The 17,794-nt window shown below is 40.6% G+C and carries 17 protein-coding genes; 10 read left to right on the forward strand and 7 right to left on the reverse strand.

What is annotated here, in order from left to right:
* The first annotated feature begins 210 nt into the window (after window positions 1-210).
* Entirely contained in the window at window positions 211-717 is a 507-nt protein-coding gene (locus tag L6C30_RS01320) for a YqiA/YcfP family alpha/beta fold hydrolase (RefSeq protein WP_236162161.1), read from the forward strand.
* Window positions 718-842: 125 nt separating this feature from the next.
* Here L6C30_RS01320 and L6C30_RS01325 read toward each other — a convergent pair whose 3' ends face one another.
* Entirely contained in the window at window positions 843-1,385 is a 543-nt protein-coding gene (locus L6C30_RS01325) for an adenine phosphoribosyltransferase (RefSeq protein WP_236162160.1), read from the reverse strand.
* A 485-nt stretch (window positions 1,386-1,870) separates the two neighbouring features.
* Here L6C30_RS01325 and rubA point away from each other — a divergent pair, with 485 nt between their 5' ends.
* The 5 genes from rubA to L6C30_RS01350 all read left to right on the forward strand — a co-directional run bounded on the left by rubA (window position 1,871) and on the right by L6C30_RS01350 (window position 6,198).
* Window positions 1,871-2,035 carry a rubredoxin RubA gene (rubA, locus tag L6C30_RS01330; RefSeq protein ID WP_070155307.1) on the forward strand — a complete coding sequence of 55 codons (165 nt, stop codon included), beginning with the start codon at window positions 1,871-1,873 and terminating at the stop codon, window positions 2,033-2,035.
* 74 nt (window positions 2,036-2,109) lie between these two features.
* A complete protein-coding gene (locus tag L6C30_RS01335; RefSeq protein ID WP_236162159.1) occupies window positions 2,110-3,288 on the forward strand; it encodes an FAD-dependent oxidoreductase in 1,179 nt (392 codons plus the stop codon).
* 56 nt (window positions 3,289-3,344) lie between these two features.
* Complete coding sequence (locus tag L6C30_RS01340; RefSeq protein WP_236162158.1) at window positions 3,345-4,283, forward strand: alpha/beta fold hydrolase; 939 nt, start codon at window positions 3,345-3,347, stop codon at window positions 4,281-4,283.
* A 13-nt stretch (window positions 4,284-4,296) separates the two neighbouring features.
* Window positions 4,297-5,208, forward strand: coding sequence for a LysR family transcriptional regulator OxyR (oxyR, locus tag L6C30_RS01345; RefSeq protein ID WP_019837456.1), 912 nt, complete (start codon window positions 4,297-4,299; stop codon window positions 5,206-5,208).
* 354 nt (window positions 5,209-5,562) lie between these two features.
* Entirely contained in the window at window positions 5,563-6,198 is a 636-nt protein-coding gene (locus L6C30_RS01350; protein WP_019837457.1) for a LuxR C-terminal-related transcriptional regulator, read from the forward strand.
* 112 nt (window positions 6,199-6,310) lie between these two features.
* Here L6C30_RS01350 and ppk1 read toward each other — a convergent pair whose 3' ends face one another.
* Together ppk1 and mtgA are read right to left on the reverse strand one after the other, a co-directional pair.
* Entirely contained in the window at window positions 6,311-8,392 is a 2,082-nt protein-coding gene (gene ppk1, locus L6C30_RS01355; RefSeq protein WP_236162157.1) for a polyphosphate kinase 1, read from the reverse strand.
* A gap of 131 nt (window positions 8,393-8,523) precedes the next feature.
* A complete protein-coding gene (mtgA, locus tag L6C30_RS01360; RefSeq protein WP_236162156.1) occupies window positions 8,524-9,198 on the reverse strand; it encodes a monofunctional biosynthetic peptidoglycan transglycosylase in 675 nt (224 codons plus the stop codon).
* Window positions 9,199-9,274: 76 nt separating this feature from the next.
* On the opposite strand from mtgA, the gene L6C30_RS01365 reads away from it, so the two are divergent.
* Complete coding sequence (locus L6C30_RS01365; RefSeq protein WP_236162155.1) at window positions 9,275-10,090, forward strand: rhomboid family intramembrane serine protease; 816 nt, start codon at window positions 9,275-9,277, stop codon at window positions 10,088-10,090.
* A gap of 46 nt (window positions 10,091-10,136) precedes the next feature.
* Here the strand turns inward: L6C30_RS01365 and L6C30_RS01370 are convergent, their stop codons facing one another.
* Together L6C30_RS01370 and L6C30_RS01375 are read right to left on the reverse strand one after the other, a co-directional pair.
* Entirely contained in the window at window positions 10,137-12,626 is a 2,490-nt protein-coding gene (locus tag L6C30_RS01370; protein WP_236162154.1) for an ABC transporter permease, read from the reverse strand.
* Window position 12,627: 1 nt separating this feature from the next.
* On the reverse strand, window positions 12,628-13,377 hold the full coding sequence (locus L6C30_RS01375; RefSeq protein ID WP_019837462.1) for an ABC transporter ATP-binding protein: 750 nt from the start codon (window positions 13,375-13,377) through the stop codon (window positions 12,628-12,630).
* A 12-nt stretch (window positions 13,378-13,389) separates the two neighbouring features.
* Here L6C30_RS01375 and L6C30_RS01380 point away from each other — a divergent pair, with 12 nt between their 5' ends.
* Window positions 13,390-14,019 carry an arylesterase gene (locus tag L6C30_RS01380; protein WP_070155326.1) on the forward strand — a complete coding sequence of 210 codons (630 nt, stop codon included), beginning with the start codon at window positions 13,390-13,392 and terminating at the stop codon, window positions 14,017-14,019.
* Between the two features lie 39 nt (window positions 14,020-14,058).
* Here the strand turns inward: L6C30_RS01380 and L6C30_RS01385 are convergent, their stop codons facing one another.
* A complete protein-coding gene (locus tag L6C30_RS01385; RefSeq protein ID WP_019837464.1) occupies window positions 14,059-14,673 on the reverse strand; it encodes a carbonic anhydrase in 615 nt (204 codons plus the stop codon).
* Window positions 14,674-14,971: 298 nt separating this feature from the next.
* Between L6C30_RS01385 and L6C30_RS01390 the strand changes: the two genes are divergently transcribed.
* Window positions 14,972-16,030, forward strand: coding sequence for an alpha/beta fold hydrolase (locus tag L6C30_RS01390; RefSeq protein ID WP_236162153.1), 1,059 nt, complete (start codon window positions 14,972-14,974; stop codon window positions 16,028-16,030).
* A gap of 18 nt (window positions 16,031-16,048) precedes the next feature.
* Window positions 16,049-17,062, forward strand: coding sequence for a hypothetical protein (locus L6C30_RS01395; RefSeq protein ID WP_236162152.1), 1,014 nt, complete (start codon window positions 16,049-16,051; stop codon window positions 17,060-17,062).
* Between the two features lie 72 nt (window positions 17,063-17,134).
* Here the strand turns inward: L6C30_RS01395 and nfuA are convergent, their stop codons facing one another.
* A complete protein-coding gene (gene nfuA, locus L6C30_RS01400; protein WP_019837467.1) occupies window positions 17,135-17,773 on the reverse strand; it encodes a Fe-S biogenesis protein NfuA in 639 nt (212 codons plus the stop codon).
* Between the last annotated feature and the right edge of the window lie 21 nt (window positions 17,774-17,794).

A 17,794-nucleotide genomic window follows, 5' to 3' on the forward strand; every position in this document is an offset into this window, starting at 1 on the left:
CTTGCTTTTGTGATTTTTTGTAGACTTAGACCAAAAGCTAACTTCTTTCTCAAATCAAGCGCACTACAATATTGTTCAGAAATAGATGAAAAAGACCGTATTTTGCTGTTTTTTTAAACATCCCGATGTATCAGTCTAAATATCTTATTTTCTATCCTCTTTATCTTAGGCTCAGTTTGAATCAAGATGCTTAACTTCGTGAATCTGGCAATGAATACATGTGATTTAAAAGTCTTGTTTTTACATGGATTAGATTCCTCACGTGAGTCGACTAAATTCCATGTCATAGATGCAAAACAAAAATTTTGTATCGATGTCGATTATCGCAACTTAAATTATCAAACCGTTACCGATTTTTATCACAATATCATCCAAAAAATTAAGCCTGAAATTTTGGTGGGACATAGTCTAGGTGGGTATTGGGCGCTCAAAATGTCAATGTCGCACCATATTCCGTGCGTGGTGGCAAATCCAAGTTTAGCTCCCACATTTCGCAATGATTATCCTGCAATTTCAGATGTTGACTTGCAGCACGATATTCCACAATTGGCTTATTTGGAGTTGGGCGATGAAATTTTGGATATGCATGCCGCACAAGCATTTTTAGAAAACTATATGCAGACCTCTACTTTTGAGTCCGGACATCATCGCTTATTACATCCAGAAAATATTAATTCTTGTATTCAACAAATCGAACAAGTTTATCTTGCCAAATAAAGCCAAAGCGATCCATTAAAAATAATCCATTAAAAAATTATCATATAAACATCACCTATTAAAAAAGCCTGATCACAACCATGATGATCAGGCTTTTTTATCACAGTGACAACAACTTAAAAGGATTAAGCCACTGCTTGTTCTGGTTTAGACTTATTGTCCAACACCGACCAAATATCTAAACCTAAGTTTTTGTGTAAATCTGGCAAGTCTAGAAAAATGCTGGCACCCAAAACTTGATGATTACATTTTTCAGCCAATTGTTTGACTGCTTTTAAAGTACCGCCTGTCGCCAATACATCATCAACAATAATGACTTTTTGCGCTTGCACATCGGCAGTCATTTCTAAACGGTCTAAACCGTATTCTAAGCTATACCCCACACCCACAACTGGTGGTGGCAATTTACCTGCTTTACGTACAAGTACCAAACCTTTGCCTGTACGCTGTGCTAAAAGGCTCGCCAATACAAAACCACGCGCTTCTACTGCAATAAAGCTTTCAACTTCAGCTAATTTTTCTGCAGGAATGTTGGCAATTAAAGCATCTGTTAATGAATCCAAATTATTCATAAACAAAGGCGTTAAATCATAAAAATCTACGCCTGGTTTTGGGAAATGAGGAACTGTACGAATATTCGACCACAAAAAAGTAGACAAATTGCTCATGGAAGATCAGAAATGTGACTAAAGAATGGTTGAATTTTACCGTTTATTTTCACACAAGGCTAGTGATCGAATCGGCAAGACAGCCTTCCATCACGCGCCCTAATATTATAAGATTTTGATTTTTATAAATTTAAATACAGTTAAAAAAATTAATACGTATTTATCCGATCTTAAAATAGCAAAAATATAAGATTCTTACTGTACGACCAAGGTCTTAAAGATTGCTTATACGCATAAAAACGTGATTTTTTCCTGCAGTCTTTCTCTCATTACAGCAAGGTATCTCTCTCAAAACAGGTTTTTTTTGTATAGTTTTGTCCCATGCAGCTATTCATTCTATAAAAGCACAGATTAAAATCGCTTATTGACTTTACTTTAGCCTTATAACTGCGTAAAAACTTAGTCAAATAGAGATATCATACAACTAGTTGTAGATAAGTTTTTTGCTGATCTGGAAATTTATAGATCGGTTTATGGAGAATGGAATGAAAAAGTATCAATGCATCGTTTGTGGATGGATTTATGACGAAGCAGAAGGCTGGCCTCAAGATGGTATTGTAGCAGGTACATTATGGGAAGATATTCCTGATGATTGGACTTGCCCAGACTGCGGCGTTTCAAAAGCTGATTTTGAAATGATTGAAATCTAAGACCACGAAAAGACCATGTCCGATGGTCTTTTTTTTAACGCCAATTTCTATGCCCTTATTTGGAGTACACCTTAATGCATCCCATCGTTATTATTGGTTCAGGCATGGCAGGTTATACAGTTGCACGCGAGTTTCGTAAGCTAAATGCAGAACAAGCCTTAGTCATGATTTGTGCAGATGATGCTGCCAATTATGCCAAACCAACTTTGTCTAACGCCTTGGCGGGCAATAAAGCACCTGCTCAAATTGCATTGGGCGATGCCGCAAAAATGGCAAGCCAACTCAATATGCGTATTGAAACCCACACTTGGGTGAAAGCAATTGATGCAGAGGCGCATGTACTTGAATTAGAAAAAGAGGGAGTGAGCAGTCAACAACCTTATTCTAAATTGGTTTTGGCAGTGGGTGCGAGTCCTATGCGTTTAGCCATTGCGGGCGATGGCAGTGATGATATTCATGTGGTAAATAATTTAAGTGATTACACTGCATTTCGCCAACAGCTTGAACAACGTCAAGATAAACGTGTAGTGATTTTAGGTGCGGGTTTGATTGGTTGTGAATTTGCTAATGACTTGCAACAAACAGGACACCAAGTCACGGTGATTGATCTTGCACAACAACCGCTAGCTCGTTTATTGCCAGATTATGTAGCAAATGCTTTTAAGCAAAACCTAGAAGAAACGGGCATCCATTTTGTATTGGGTACAACCGTTGAAAAAGTTTCAAAAATTAAAAATGACATCTATTTAGTGACGATTACCAGTGGCCAGTCGTTAATTGCCGATGTCGTGCTGTCTGCAATTGGTTTACAACCAAATATTGCTTTGGCTAAAACAGCAGGCATTGAAACCAGTCGTGGCGTACTCACCAATGCACAACTTGAAACCAGCCAAGCAGATATTTATGCAGTGGGTGATTGTGCGGAAGTGAATGGTATTTTATTGCCCTATGTCATGCCAATCATGCAGCAAGCACGTGCCTTAGCCAAAACCTTAAATGGCGAAACCACTCAGGTACACTACCCTGCCATGCCTGTTGCAGTGAAAACACCAGCTGCACCACTGACCGTTTTACCTGCGCCACTTGGGGTAGATGTTAATTGGCATACCGAAGAGTTTGACGATGGCATGATTGCAAGAGCCTATGACCAAACCGATACCTTACGTGGCTTTGTCCTATTAGGTGCAACTGCGGCTAAACAACGCTTGAGTTTGACTAAATTAGTGCCAGACTTATTGCCTGTATCGGAATAAAATAAAAACAATAAAGGGCGATTGATTTCGCCCTTGCCTGACATGAGGATCACAACATGAATAGTGCACTTCAGTTCCACACTTCGCCCTATACGGCATTTATGCATGAAACTAAAGTCGATCTAGGCAACGGTATTCAGTTGCATGTCGAAGTGGGTGGAAAAACTGAAGATCCACCTATTTTACTGATTATGGGTTTGGGCGCACAAATGTTGTACTGGCCCGATTTCTTTTGTAAATCACTGATTGATCAAGGTTATCGGGTGATTCGCTATGACAACCGTGATATTGGTTTATCATCCAAAGTTCGGCACAAAGGTCCTCGTCTGAACACCTATAAAATGATGGGGCGTTTCAGCTTAGGTTTGCAAAACCACGGTGCACCTTATAACTTGTTTGATATGGCAGATGATGCTGCATTACTATTAGAGCGCTTAGGCATTGAAAAGACCGAGGTGATTGGTGCATCTATGGGCGGCATGATTGCACAAATTTTGGCAGCCAAATATGCAGATCGCGTGAATAATTTAGGTTTATTATTTACCAGTAATAACCAGCCTTTTTTACCACCACCATTTCCAAAACAACTGTTCAGCTTACTAGAAAGACCAAAATCGCAAGATGAAAATAGCATTGTTGATCATAGTTTAAAACTCTTTAAGGTGATTGGCTCACCAGGTCATGTAAATCAACTCGAAGCGATGCAAACTGCACGCAAATTATATCAGCGAAGTTATTATCCTGCGGGTGTACTTCAACAGTTTTTAGCAATATTATGTACAGGCTCGTTGCTACATCTGGACAAACAAATTCAGCAACCTACCCTAGTGGTACATGGTTCGCAAGATCGTTTGCTCCCACCAGGGCATGGTAAGGCTGTTGCGAAAGCGATTCCGGGCGCTAAGTTTGAATTAATTAAAGGAATGGGGCATGATATCCCTCCACACTTTATTCCTCATCTTAGTGAACTGTTTGCTCACCACTTTAAATCATAATCATTAGGACACTATGGCTGCATTACCATCTTTAAGACAGCTGTCATACCTCGTTACACTGTCTGAAACGTTACATTTTACAGAAGCGGCTCGCCGTTCTTTTGTAACTCAGTCGACTTTGTCTGGCGGGATCATGGAACTAGAGCGCCTGCTTGGCGGTGTACTGGTAGAACGTGATCGACAGAATGTACGTTTAACCCCATTGGGTGAACAAGTCGTAGCACGCGCGCGGGTTCTGTTAGCAGATGCACAGGATTTAATGCGTTTAAGCCGTGAAATGAGTGAGCCTCTCACAGGGGATTTACACCTAGGCGTGATTCCAACCATTGCCCCATTTATTTTGGCGCAACTGTTAGATGAAGTGCATCAGCAGCTACCTAAAATTCACTTGCATTTACACGAAGCTCAAAGTGAAAAAATTGTCGAAAAATTGGAACACGGCAGTTTAGATATGGTTGTGTTAGCACTGCCATTCGATACACGTGGCTTGAAAGTCGCAGAGATTTCTAAAGAAGATTTGTTCCTGGTTTCTCACAAAGGCGATCATCAATCGGTGCAGGCTCACTCTTTAGATGATTTGGATTTATCGCGTTTAATGCTACTTGAAGAAGGTCATTGCTTACGCGACCACACTTTAAGTGCCTGCCCAATTGGTGAACGTAAAAACGATCAACGTTTAAAAGCCAGCTCTTTGCCAACCTTGGTTGAAATGGTCTCTGCAAATTTGGGCTTTACTCTATTGCCTGAAATTGCAATTCATAATGCCATGATCAAATCGAATCCAGATATACAGATCAAAAGTATTGAGGCTGCACCAAGCCGTACTTTGGCTTTGGTGACCCGTAAAAGTACACCGCTACAAAGTGAATTTGACGTTTTGCTACAGATTTTACAAAAAATCACTCAAAACACACACTCAATTTAGACACACCAACCTACTTTTCATTAAGGAGCCAACATGGCTCCTTTTTATTTTCGTTCAAAAAATCCTTATATTTTTGCAGTTCAATATGTTGAAGTGATTTATGAATATAAATAAGTTTCAATATGTGCTCTTAAACACAAATTTAACATTTCATTGTTCATATTAACTAAAATAAAAAGCAGTCTCTAGTAAGCTTACTCACATTTTCAAAACGATAAAAAATACCTAACAACAAATACTTAGATTTACTCTTTTCATATAATAATCACTATATCTAAGGGTATTCAGTTACAGCAATATCACGCAAAATCTATTTATCAAAATTATTTATAGAACAGCACAGGAGTATTTGACATGATTCACAGAGATCTCATTTTACCTGTACCCGTTCTGCTGATTGATGATCAGGTGGAAGCATCAGAAAATTTAAGCCATATTTTACAAAATTTTGGCTACCCAAATGAGGTGTTACTTTGCAGCCCATCGCTCACAAATGCAGTGTTGATGGTGCAGCAACATTTACCTAATTTGGTATTTATCAATTTACAGTCTTGGTCAAAAGCACAAATTGATTTTATTCAAAATCTCAAACATTTCCGTAAAGACACCTTAATTGTGGCGGTGCTGCCTTCAAGTATGCCCAAACAATTGCTACAAGCTATTCATTTAGGCATTTCAGCCTATGTCTTTAGCGACCAATCTGCGACAGGCATGCAAAACCAGATTCGCACCATTTTACGTGGCGGATCACCGCTAGATGGTAACTTAGCCAATGAAATTTTAGCCTGCGAACAATCCATTGTCGCACATGACCATTCTTTGACACTCTCTAAAACTGAACATGAAATATTGGCGCTTTCAGGACAAGGTTTACCCTCACAGCAGGTTGCTGCCAACCTGAATGCTTCCGAACAACTGGTGCATGGTTATGTAAAAAGTATTTATCGGAAAATTATGAATGCGGATGATGCGATGGGCTGTTTTTCTTAAATTATTGATCAATATAAAAGATAAATCAAAGATATAAGTATTTAATAAATATTTGAGACGAAAAAAGAGCGATGTATGGCATCGCTCTTTTTCCTGCTATAAATGTTTTAAACTAAACAATACTATCAGTAAGGATTCGCTGCGCATTGTGTGGTTCTTCACCATCAGCCGCTTTTACACGCACCCAAGTTCCATCACCCTGCAACAGCCATGCCTGTTGATTGTCTTGCATATAGGTCAATAAGCCCTGCTCATAAATACGTTTTTTCAAGGCTGGATCTTCAATTGGGAAACACGCTTCAACGCGGTTAAACAAATTACGATCCATCCAGTCTGCACTTGAACAATAAATACGTGGATTACCATTATTAGAGAAATAATAGACACGGGTATGCTCAAGGAAACGCCCGACTATCGAACGCACACGGATATTTTCCGATAAACCTGGCAAGCCTGGACGCAAACAGCAAATTGAACGAATAATAAGATCAATTTGCACACCTGCCTGAGAAGCCTCATACAATTTATTGATCAATTGCATTTCAGTCAGTGCATTCACTTTCACAATAATTTGCGCTGGCTTGCCTGCTTTGGCATTGGCAATTTCTTCATCAATATAATTCACCAACTGCGCGTGCAGGGTAAATGGCGCATGCAATAACTTTTTCAGTTTTGCCATTTTTCCCATGCCTGTCAGCTCTTGGAAAATACGATGCACATCTTCACACAGCTCTTTATCTGTGGTCAGTAAACCATAATCGGTGTAAATACGCGCATTGCCAGCGTGATAGTTACCTGTGCCTAAATGCACATAACGCACCAATTTATTATTTTCACGGCGCACCACCAAAATCATTTTGGCGTGGGTTTTGTAACCCACAATACCGTACACAACTACAGCGCCCGCTTCTTGCAACACGTTAGCCACTGCAATGTTGGATTCTTCATCAAAACGTGCGCGCAATTCAATCACCGCAGTTACTTCTTTACCGTTTCGTGCAGCTTCTGCAAGCACTTGCACAATTTCAGAATCTGCGCCACTGCGATACAAAGTTTGTTTAATCGCCAAGACTTGTGGATCACGTGCAGCTTCACGCAGCAAATTAATCACAGGTGCAAAAGATTCAAACGGATGATGCAGTAAAATGTCTTGTTTTTGCATTGCTGAAAAAATATTTTCAGACTTTTTTAAAACCTTTGGAATGGCGGGTGTATGTGAATCATAACGTAAATGCGGACGTTTAAAATTAGACAATAAACGTGCCAAATTCACCGGGCCATCTACTTTATAAAGTTGTTCTTCTTCAAGATCAAACTCATCTAACAAATAATGATAAATGGCTTTTGGGCAGTTCTGCGTGACTTCCAAACGAACTGCACGACCAAAACGGCGTGAGTTTAATTCGCCTTTTAGGGCTTTAGCCAAATCTTCTACATCTTCATTTAACGCCAAATCTGCATTACGGGTCACACGGAATTGATAACAACCTGTTGCGGTCATCCCTGGGAACAAGTCTGACACATGCTCGTGAATAATCGCAGAAAGCATGACGTGGTGTTCTTTACCGCCTGTAAGTTCATCGGGTAAACGGACTACTCGTGGTAAAGAACGTGGTGCTGGAACAACCGCCAAATCAATTTGACGACCAAAAGCATCTTTACCTTCCAAAGTCACAATAAAGTTCAGACTTTTATTGACCAAGCGTGGGAATGGATGTGCAGGGTCTAGGCTAATTGGGGTTAATACAGGGGCAACTTGCTCTTGGAAATATTTTTTCACCCATGCCGATTGTGCAGGAGTTAATTCACCGCGACGTAAGAAACAAATGTCTTCTTCACGTAATTTTGGCAAAATTTCCTGATTCAAAATACGGTACTGGCGTTCAATGGCAGCATGTGCTGTTTTAGAAATTTGATCTAACACCTGTTTAGGCGTTAAACCATCTGGACTTCGGCTTTCATTGCCCAAGTCCAATTGTTCCATCATGCCCGCAACACGAATTTCAAAAAACTCATCCAAATTACGTGAAAAAATCAGCAGGAAGTTCATGCGTTCCAACAAAGGATGCAACGGATCTACAGCTTGCTCAAGCACGCGCAAATGGAAATCTAAAATAGACAGTTCGCGGTTAATGTAGCGATCATTATATGTATATTCTGGTTGCGCAGGAGTCGCGCCTATTGCCGTATTCATACCCACCTATGCTTTTTAAAATGTTTGGCACTGCTACAAGTATGCTTCAATTTTGTGACATTTTCATAAAAAAAGCCTAAAAAATTAGGCTTTGCGAATGTTTTGACATTTATAGTTTGTTTTCCCTCAATTTAAGGAATTTCCGCATAACGCATATAACGCTGCACCATCTGTTTACGGGCTTTTAATGCCCCCGCATTACGGTGTTCTTGAAAATATTTGGGATTAGTTAATATCGCAGCCAAAAAAATAGCTTGGTCACGGCTTAAACTTTTTGCACTTTTGCCAAAATAATGCTGTGCCGCAGCTTCGGCGCCATAAATATTATCGCCAAATTCTACCGAGTTAAGATAGACCTCTAAAATGCGCTGCTTTGACCACATGCGTTCCATCATCCATGTTGCCACAACTTCTTGCCCTTTACGCAAAAAAGAGCGCTTATTGTATAAAAACAAATTCTTGACAAGCTGCTGAGAAATTGTGGAACCACCTGCAACAACCTTGCCTTCATCTTTGTTACGTTCTAATGCGGTTTGGATACCCTCCCAGTCAAAGCCATGATGCTGCATAAATTTGCCATCTTCAGCAGTCACTACAGCGCGTTTTAAGTTGTCACTGAGTTGGTCATAGTCACGCCATTGATGTTGAATAGGCTTGCTCGGTTCAGCCCAATAATCCAAACGCATCATCATAGTCGATTGCACAGGCTGCGTACGCCACCACACCAAGCTGCTAAAAATCCACAATTGAACCAAAAGCACCACACTGACAAGAATTAACAAAGTTCGTATAAAAAAAGCTTTCATCTTGGTGCATGGCTCCTGAAGCGTTATTTTTTCGTGTTAAGCTTAGATTGATCACTACGACACAATATTCAAATATATGTCCCAACATCCCCCAAACCTGCGCAACAATAAAGTTGAAATTCACCTGTGGTGGATTACCGCAGCCCTGATTGCAATAAACGTGGCTTTGTTTGCATGGCAAGTGCTCAACGGCATGAACATTAACAATCCTAGCCCGCAAGATGCAATACGCTGGGGTGCTGATTATGCACCTTTAACCTTTTTGGCGGAACCCATTCGCCTGTTCAGCAGCATGTTTTTTCATTTCGGTTTAGTACATTTAATGTTAAATATGTGGGCCTTGTATATTTTTGGCAGCGTCAGTGAACAGTTGTTTGGGCGTGCTTATTTTATAGTGTTATATGTTTGCGCAGGTTTAATGGGTAACCTGCTTAGTGGCTATGTCAGCATTCAAGACAGCTATACCCTGCTCGAACAAGGTGTCGCTAATCCAAAGCTGTTACCTAGCGTGGGTGCAGGTGCATCAGGTGCAGTGATGGGACTGGGAGCTGCACTGACGGTATTGGCGTTATTGCCCCAATTACCTCGCCAAAAATTTCTGTTGGATGGCAAAACCTTAGTGATAGTGATGGCACTGAATTTAGGCATGGGCTTTATGATCAGTGGCATTAATAATGCTGCACATATTGGCGGCATGCTCATGGGCGCAGCCATGACACTCATATGGTACCTTGGACAACGCAGCAAACACAGTAACTTAGTGAACGGTTTTGCGATGCTTCTTGCACCACTGAGCTGTGCTACCTTTTACTGGTATTGCCATCAACTGCTTGCCCCAATTCAACCCCTTTGGCAAGAACTACTAAGCATGATGCAACGCAGTCTGGGTTGAACCATCAACTTTTACAACTAGCAAAACACTATAAAAGAGAGATGAATCAGGACTGATTCATCTCTCTTAAACTTTGTAGTGGTGGAATATCGCACAAATAACTTAAACGATAACGACCAATCAAGGCGCACAACACGGTCATAAATACAGGCAAAATCAGCCAGATTTCCCAATGCGGTTGCAGCATTAAATCCATGCGGTAACTGACAACAGCACTAATCACTTCGGCAAATAAACACGCCACAACTCCTGCAATAAACCCCATAAAACCAATTTCTAGACTCAACATACGTTTGAGTTTTTGTTTAGAACTGCCAAAAGAACGCAGCAATGCCACTTCGCGTTTGCGCTCATCCATCAACAAGTTTAAACACGCGACCAAAACCAGTAACCCAGAGACACTTACCAAAATGGCTAAGATGGTAATGATCTGCACCAACACATTCACAATACGTTTAATTTCATCCAAAATTAGGCTGACATCTATAAACACTGTATTGGCAAATTGCTGAATCAATTGAATCAGTTTCGGTTTATCTGCATCAGGTACATAGAAACTACCCAAATAACTGCCTGCATTTTCATCCATAGTTTGCGGTGAAAAAATAAAGAAAAAATTTGGACTAAAGCTTTCCCACTCAACCGTACGCAGATTAATCACTTCGGCTTCAAGTATGCCTTCAGGAAGACTAAAACTGAGCCGATCTCCAATTTGAATACCCAACTCGGCAGCCGTATCTGCTTCTACTGAGACTTGCCCCACTGCACTAAAATTGGCTTGCCCATTCACAATCACATTATCGGCAGGATAACGATCCGACTGTGTCAGGTTGAGTTCGCGACTTAACGTATTGCTTTGCTGAATTAAGGCTTCGGCAAAAGGTTGATCATTTTTGGCAACCAAACGCCCACGTATATTTGGATAAAGTGGCGTACTATTCCACTGCTGCTGCGCGAGTTGTTGTTGAAATTCAGGCATATCAAACGGTGGTAAGCCGTAAACAAACTGATTGGGTGTTCCTTCGGGCAATTGTTGTTGCCAACGATCTAACAAGTCAGTACGCAACACTGCAAGTACCGTAATCAAACTTAATCCTAAAGCCAATGCGGTAATTTGAAAGGCCGTGACAGCAGGCGCACGAATATACGCTGCGACTCTACCTTTAGAATGACGTATTAATTTTAATACACCCCACACCACCCCATACAGCAACACACACAACGCAATAATCGCGCCAATCACCCATGCACTGAGCACTACACTTTCGGTCAAGACCACACAAAATACGATCAGACTTAGCGTTCCTGTCAGCAGCATCCACCACCAAGCGCGCATGTTTTTGTCTTGTTGGCGAATCACCCGGATCGGTGCGGTATTCAGTAATTGCAATAAATTAGGCAGTACAAAACCCAACAACACTACAGCACTGGTGAGCATGGCAATTGGCAATGGCCCAAGCAACATTTCTATGGCTGAAAATTGAATGTCCAAATGCGGAATCAGTTGCAGCATGATTTGCAACAAAGCATAGCCCAAGATCACGCCCAAAATACTGCCAATGCCCATAGCGATAATTAAGACCAAAGCCAGCAACGCCAAATAAGCGGCTAAAATTTGACGTTTACTCGCACCAATACAACGTAATAAGGCGATATGATCCTGATTTTGTTGCACATAACGCTGACTGGTCAAACCAATCGCAATCCCGCACAATAAAATGGTCAGGATGTTAGCCAACTGTAAAAAGGTATCTAAATTGGCAATTGGGCGCATTAAGCGCGTATTGCCTTCACTGGCATTGCGTAGTCTTAAACTGCTTTGTTCTTCAAAGTTTTGTTCAGGGTTGGCTGTTTGCTGTGCCTGTGTAGGCTGCTGTGTATGCGTTTTAAAATACTGCTCAAAATTTTGCGTATCTTTGGCGCTGCCTGCCAACAACAAACGGTAATCTATACGGCTACCCACTTGAATGGCGTGGGTACGTGCTACATCAGCCTGTGAAATTATCACTGTCGGCGAAAAACCTGAAAAACCGAGTTCCTGATTAGAATCGTGTTCGATTTTGGCAGTCACGGTAAATGCTGCATCGGCAATATTCACCGTTTCACCCAGTTTAACGTGAAGTAAATCCATAGCACGTTGGCTCAGCCAAATTTTGCCAGACTGAATCTTGTCCGCTGCAGGACTGACCCGCAACGCACCGCGTAGCGGAAAATTTTGCTCAATCGCTTTGACATTCACCATCACAAATTGCGCTTGAGTATGTGCCATCGAACTAAATACAGTCACATTCGACTGTTGTAATTGATGTGCAGTCGCCTGATCCTGCCAGTCTTGTTCAATCGGTTCATTGTCACTCAGTACTAAATCACCCGCCAGCATTTCTGCCGCTTGCAACGCCACTGCATTTTGAATTTGCTCATTAGTAAACTTTAAGGCTGTAGTCGCGCTAATCGCCAAAGTCAGCGCAATAATCAATAAGTAGACACCACTGCTTTTAAAACTCTGCTTTAACAGTGGATGAAATAATGCGTTCATTTCATCCTCCTGTTATGGCAGCAGTTGGCTTAGCTGCAAATTGCTCAACCAATTGTCCATCAATTAAGGCGTAATGGCGCTGACATTGTGCTGCTAGTTTCGGGTCATGCGTGACCAACACCAAGGTTGTGCCCAACTCGCGGTTCAACTCAAATAGCAACTGCTCAATTTCAGTTGCAGTTTCACCATCCAAATTTCCTGTCGGTTCATCGGCAAAAATAATTTTAGGTTCACGAATTAAAGCGCGTGCAATGGCGACACGTTGTTGCTCGCCTCCCGAAAGCACTTTCGGCGTTTGCTGTGCCTGACGCTCTAAACCCACACGTTTCAGCAAATTCAGCGCTTTTTGTTCTGCTGCTGCATATTTAAATTTTTCCTGCAAACGTAGGGGCAACATCACATTTTCTAGCGCAGTTAAATGCGGCAACAACTGAAAAGACTGAAACACAAAACCAATATGCTTTAAACGAACTTCTGCACGTTGTTCTTCATTTAATTCTGCAATTGACTCACCACAAACCAGTAATTTTCCACTGCTGGCTTGATCTAAAGTTGCCAAAATACCCAATAAGGTCGATTTTCCCGAACCCGAACGACCTGTAATGGCGACTTGTTCACCTGCTTGAATATCGAGGTTTAAATTCTCAAAAATGGTCAATTGTTTTTGTGCAAGTTGTATCTTTTGTGTCAAATTTTGGGCAGAAATAATCGTTTGTGGCATGATATTAGATTCTTTAGTGTTTTGAGTCATATGTTTCCCATTATGCAAAATCGCAATCTAACTAATCGTGTCTTCCCGCGTGTGTTGCTGCTTGGACTATGTTTCAGCCCATTCGTGGTATCTGCAAAAACCATTATGATTGTAGGTGACAGCTTGAGTGCAGGTTACGGCATACAACCACAACAAGGTTGGGTTCTCTTATTGCAAAAACGTTTAGAACAACAGTATCCGAAAGAGCATAAAGTGGTCAATGCAAGTGTCAGTGGCGAAACCACCAGTGGTGCTTTGGCTCGTCTGCCTAAATTGCTACAGACCCATCGTCCAGACGTTGTAGTCATTGAGTTAGGCGGGAATGATGGCTTGCGTGGACAACCACCACAAATGATTCAAAAAAATTTAGCGAACCTGATTCAGCACAGCCAAAAAGCCAAAGCGAAAGTGGTGATTTTTGGGATGAAAATGCCACCCAATTACGGCTCGGCGTATAGCAAAGCATTTGAAAATAACTATAAAGTGGTGAGTCAGCAATATAAAGTCAAATTGTTGCCGTTTTTTTTGGAGGGTGTGGCAGGCAATAAGCAATTGATGCAAAAAGATTTAATTCACCCAAATGCCAAAGCTCAGCCTATTTTATTGAATAATGCTTATCCATATATCAAAGGCGCTTTATAAAGCGCCTTTGAGGAAAGTCTAATTGCTGTGCGGTTCGGATTAAAAATCAAAAAAAACCACTTCACCTGTTTCCAGTGAATATTCTGCACCGACTACTTTCAACTGACCTTGTTCAATCAGGTTTTCTAAAACTGCTGAACCATGACGCAATTGATTTACCGATGCAAATACATTGGAACGTACTGCATGCTTAGACAATTTCGCCAAATCATTTTTCAGTTCAGTCTGCATTAAGGTTTCAACTGAAGGGCGAACACGGTTCACAATCGACATTAAATTTGCCGATGGTGGACAGTCTGGGCACATTAAAGTATCAATTGTCGCTTGAATTGCACCACAGTGACTGTGTCCTAAGACAACAACCACAGCACAGTCATAACGCTCTGCCGCAAATTCAACACTACCTACCTGTGATGGCGCAACCACGTTGCCCGCAACACGAATTACAAAAAGATCACCCAATCCTTGGTCAAATACCATTTCTGCAGGGACACGTGAATCTGAACATCCTAAAATAATGGCAAAAGGATTTTGGTCTTCTGCCATTTCTGCACGTTGTTGGTGCGACAATTGCTTCGGATGTTTGGTATCACCAGAAACAAAACGTTGGTTTCCTTGTTTAAGACGTTCTAAAGCTTCTTGAGCTGTTAGCATTCTTGATTTACCACCGATCTTTGAAGTTGGAATATTCTAAAGCCAGTCTTTATGAATGTCACTTGCAAAAAAATATACAACCGCGCTTTTCTTTATTCATTTTTGTTATAAATTTTTTCACTTTTTATAGAGATATGTCACATTTTCTACCAATTTCAAAGCTTTGGTCAAAAAGCAATGGATGACTTTCATTTTTAATCGCCTACAATAGACAGATTACAGATGTGCAATTAGATCTAAGAGCTAATGCCGACCATTATTGGAGCCTGTTTTTGGTTCGTCAGGGGAAGACGTTTTGATGAAATGTATTCGATCACGTTATCTACATACGATTTTTTTGGCTTTGGGACTAAGTACATCTTGCCTTGTGCATAGTGCTGCGCCTAATCAATATACTTTCACAAAAAACAATAATATTAATAGCAACAACGCGACTGAACTTAAATTATTACAACATCACTTGCAGCAACAGCGCAAACAGGCAGGACTCACCTCTAAAAGAATTCGTGTTGGAGATGTCGTTTGGAGCTATAATGAAGGTGGCTCGCAAAGCAAACCCACAATTTTGTTGATTCATGGTTTAGCAGGCACACGTGATAATTGGAACCGTGTCGCAGAATTTTTAACACCGCATTATCATGTGATTATTCCAGATTTACCCAATAGCGGTGACACCAAAACACCAAGCAATTTTGATAATTCAGTACCGAACGTAACTTCACAACTGCGTCAATTTATTGAAGCAATTGACTGTGAAGAAAACTTACATGTGGCAGGACATTCTTTAGGCGGCCCAATTGCAACATTGTATGCCTCGCAATACCCCTTTGATACGCAAAGTTTATTTTTACTCAATAGTGCAGGAATATATAAACTTGCCAATACGCCTTACACCAAAAACCCATTATCTTTAAATGACTTAATTGTGAGCAAACATGGTGATTTAGCCAACATTGCTAAACAAATCATGCAAAACCCGCCTGCTATCACCTCACAAATTCAACATGCGCAAGAAGAAGCCCTAATTTCACGCTCGGAACAAACCCGTAAAGCCATTGAGCAAATTGTCAAACTCAACCGCATTTATACTCCTGACTCATTTGCACGTTTAGCAGGATCAATTGAAGCACCAACCCTGATTTTGTGGGGTAAACAAGATCGCATTATAAATGTTGAAGTGGCGAATGAGTTACAGTCTTTACTCAAACGCGCCGAAAAACCCTTGATTCTCAATAATGTTGGACACATGCCTTTATTGGAAGCCGAAAAACAAGTCGCACAATATTATTTGCCGTTTCTGTCTAAAACACAGAACCTAAAAAATCCCCTTGCTGATAAACTGATTCCTCTAAATTAATTATTATATAAAACCTTTATGCAGAAACATCCCATCATTGAGCAACTGATTGACGCTCAGCTTGATTTTTTAGATCAAGAATTTAACCAAAGTGAAACGATACAAACTGAGTTTGTGCAGTTTTACCAATGGTTTCGCAAACAAACTTTACAAGATCTATGGACGTCGGAAGCCATTCATCAACTGATTCAACAACAAATTTTAAATACGCCTGCCAGTTCTTTTTTTGTGGAACAAATTGCTGAGCATATTCGTTTTGCACTGGTACACCCTGTTAATGACAGCAGTAAAATTGCCGACGTGATACCTGTGCTAACCATCGACAAAATTGCACAATATGTTGCAAGTAAAAGTGGACATCGTCAGCGTTTGATTAAAACCGTGGTGAATAATCCTGCCTTTGCCGCCATGATTACCCAACTCATTCAACATTCCATTCAAGATTATATGGATAATTCGGTGATCGCCAAAAGCGTGCCTGGTGTATCACGCTTTATGAAAATGGGTAAATCGGTTTTGGAAAGTGTCACTGATACCAATTTAGACCAAGCCATTCAGCATTATTTGCAAAAAAATGTGCAGAAGCTGACTCAAATGAGCGAATCGGTGCTTAATCAACATTTTGATGATGAAAAGCTGTATCACTTCCAAGCTAATTTATGGCACAGAATTAAAGACTTACCGCTTTCTGTTTTAAAAAATTATATTGAAGTGCAAGACCTATCTCAAACTGTCAATTTAGGACATGAAATTTGGGATCACTTGCGTCAAAGTGAGTATTTGAAACAGCAAGTGCATGATGGGGTGCATGCGTGGTATGTACGCAATCAAGCGCGCCCTTTTGATTTGCTATTACACGACTTAAATATTGATGAAGCTCTAGTCCAGCAACAATTACAACAATTATTAAATCCCGTCATTCAGAAAATGATTGCTGAAGGCTATTTAAAACAACGTGCACGTTATTATTTAGAGAAATTTTATTATTCTGAAGCAGCACAACAAATTTTAAATTTACAAACAAATAATTAGAGTCTACTGGCGATTTCAGATAAAAAATAACCTCCTAAAAATTTAGGAGGTTATTTTTAGCCAGATTAAAACTTATTTAAAATAAGCACCTTCAGATTGGCTGTGGTCAGTCTGATCCACCACACGCATTAATTCAGGTACGTGTTGTTTCAAGGTCGTTTCTACACCTTGCTTTAAAGTCACATCAATCGCTGAACAGCCCTGACAACCGCCACCAAATTTCAATACTGCAGTTAAGCCATGTTCTTCATCTTCCACCACTTCAACCAAAGCACAGTTACCGCCATGCCCTGCTAAACCTGGGTTAATTTCAGACTGTAAAACATAAGTAATGCGTTCTTCTAACGAAGCATCTGGACCTACACGTGGCACTTTTGAGTTAGGTGCACGGAAAGTCAATTGACCACCAAAACGGTCTTTGTTGTAGTCAATTACGGCATCCAATAAATACGGAATTGACGGCGTATCAATAAACGCAGGAAAGTCTGGATATTCCTGTTTGTAGTCTGTAGGTACAACTTCATCGGGCGCACTATAAGCCATGCAACATTCAGCACGCGGTGTACCAGGATTTTCCACAAAAACACGCACACCAATACCTGGTGTATTTTGCTTTGCCAATAAATCCTTCAAATACTCTTGAGCAGTTGGCGTAATCAATAAGTTTGGAATTTCATCTACAACTGCTGTGCTGCTGTTCTCAGTCGACATAACAATAATTTCCTCAAGCTG

It is taken from the genome of Acinetobacter sp. KAM396, from assembly GCF_021602765.1.
Classification (GTDB): Bacteria; Pseudomonadota; Gammaproteobacteria; order Pseudomonadales; family Moraxellaceae; genus Acinetobacter; species Acinetobacter towneri_A.

Bases quoted from the DNA above. Each gene is read 5' to 3' on its own strand.
- L6C30_RS01370 (WP_236162154.1), bottom strand. From the start codon at position 12,626: ATGAACGCATTATTTCATCCACTGTTAAAGCAGAGTTTTAAAAGCAGT.
- L6C30_RS01340 (WP_236162158.1), top strand. From the start codon at position 3,345: ATGAATAGTGCACTTCAGTTCCACACTTCGCCCTATACGGCATTTATG.
- L6C30_RS01375 (WP_019837462.1), bottom strand. From the start codon at position 13,377: ATGACTCAAAACACTAAAGAATCTAATATCATGCCACAAACGATTATT.
- nfuA (WP_019837467.1), bottom strand. From the start codon at position 17,773: ATGTCGACTGAGAACAGCAGCACAGCAGTTGTAGATGAAATTCCAAAC.
- rubA (WP_070155307.1), top strand. From the start codon at position 1,871: ATGAAAAAGTATCAATGCATCGTTTGTGGATGGATTTATGACGAAGCA.
- L6C30_RS01380 (WP_070155326.1), top strand. From the start codon at position 13,390: ATGCAAAATCGCAATCTAACTAATCGTGTCTTCCCGCGTGTGTTGCTG.
- L6C30_RS01385 (WP_019837464.1), bottom strand. From the start codon at position 14,673: ATGCTAACAGCTCAAGAAGCTTTAGAACGTCTTAAACAAGGAAACCAA.
- L6C30_RS01320 (WP_236162161.1), top strand. From the start codon at position 211: ATGAATACATGTGATTTAAAAGTCTTGTTTTTACATGGATTAGATTCC.
- L6C30_RS01365 (WP_236162155.1), top strand. From the start codon at position 9,275: ATGTCCCAACATCCCCCAAACCTGCGCAACAATAAAGTTGAAATTCAC.
- L6C30_RS01390 (WP_236162153.1), top strand. From the start codon at position 14,972: ATGAAATGTATTCGATCACGTTATCTACATACGATTTTTTTGGCTTTG.
- L6C30_RS01335 (WP_236162159.1), top strand. From the start codon at position 2,110: ATGCATCCCATCGTTATTATTGGTTCAGGCATGGCAGGTTATACAGTT.
- mtgA (WP_236162156.1), bottom strand. From the start codon at position 9,198: ATGAAAGCTTTTTTTATACGAACTTTGTTAATTCTTGTCAGTGTGGTG.
- L6C30_RS01325 (WP_236162160.1), bottom strand. From the start codon at position 1,385: ATGAGCAATTTGTCTACTTTTTTGTGGTCGAATATTCGTACAGTTCCT.
- L6C30_RS01350 (WP_019837457.1), top strand. From the start codon at position 5,563: ATGATTCACAGAGATCTCATTTTACCTGTACCCGTTCTGCTGATTGAT.
- oxyR (WP_019837456.1), top strand. From the start codon at position 4,297: ATGGCTGCATTACCATCTTTAAGACAGCTGTCATACCTCGTTACACTG.
- L6C30_RS01395 (WP_236162152.1), top strand. From the start codon at position 16,049: ATGCAGAAACATCCCATCATTGAGCAACTGATTGACGCTCAGCTTGAT.
- ppk1 (WP_236162157.1), bottom strand. From the start codon at position 8,392: ATGAATACGGCAATAGGCGCGACTCCTGCGCAACCAGAATATACATAT.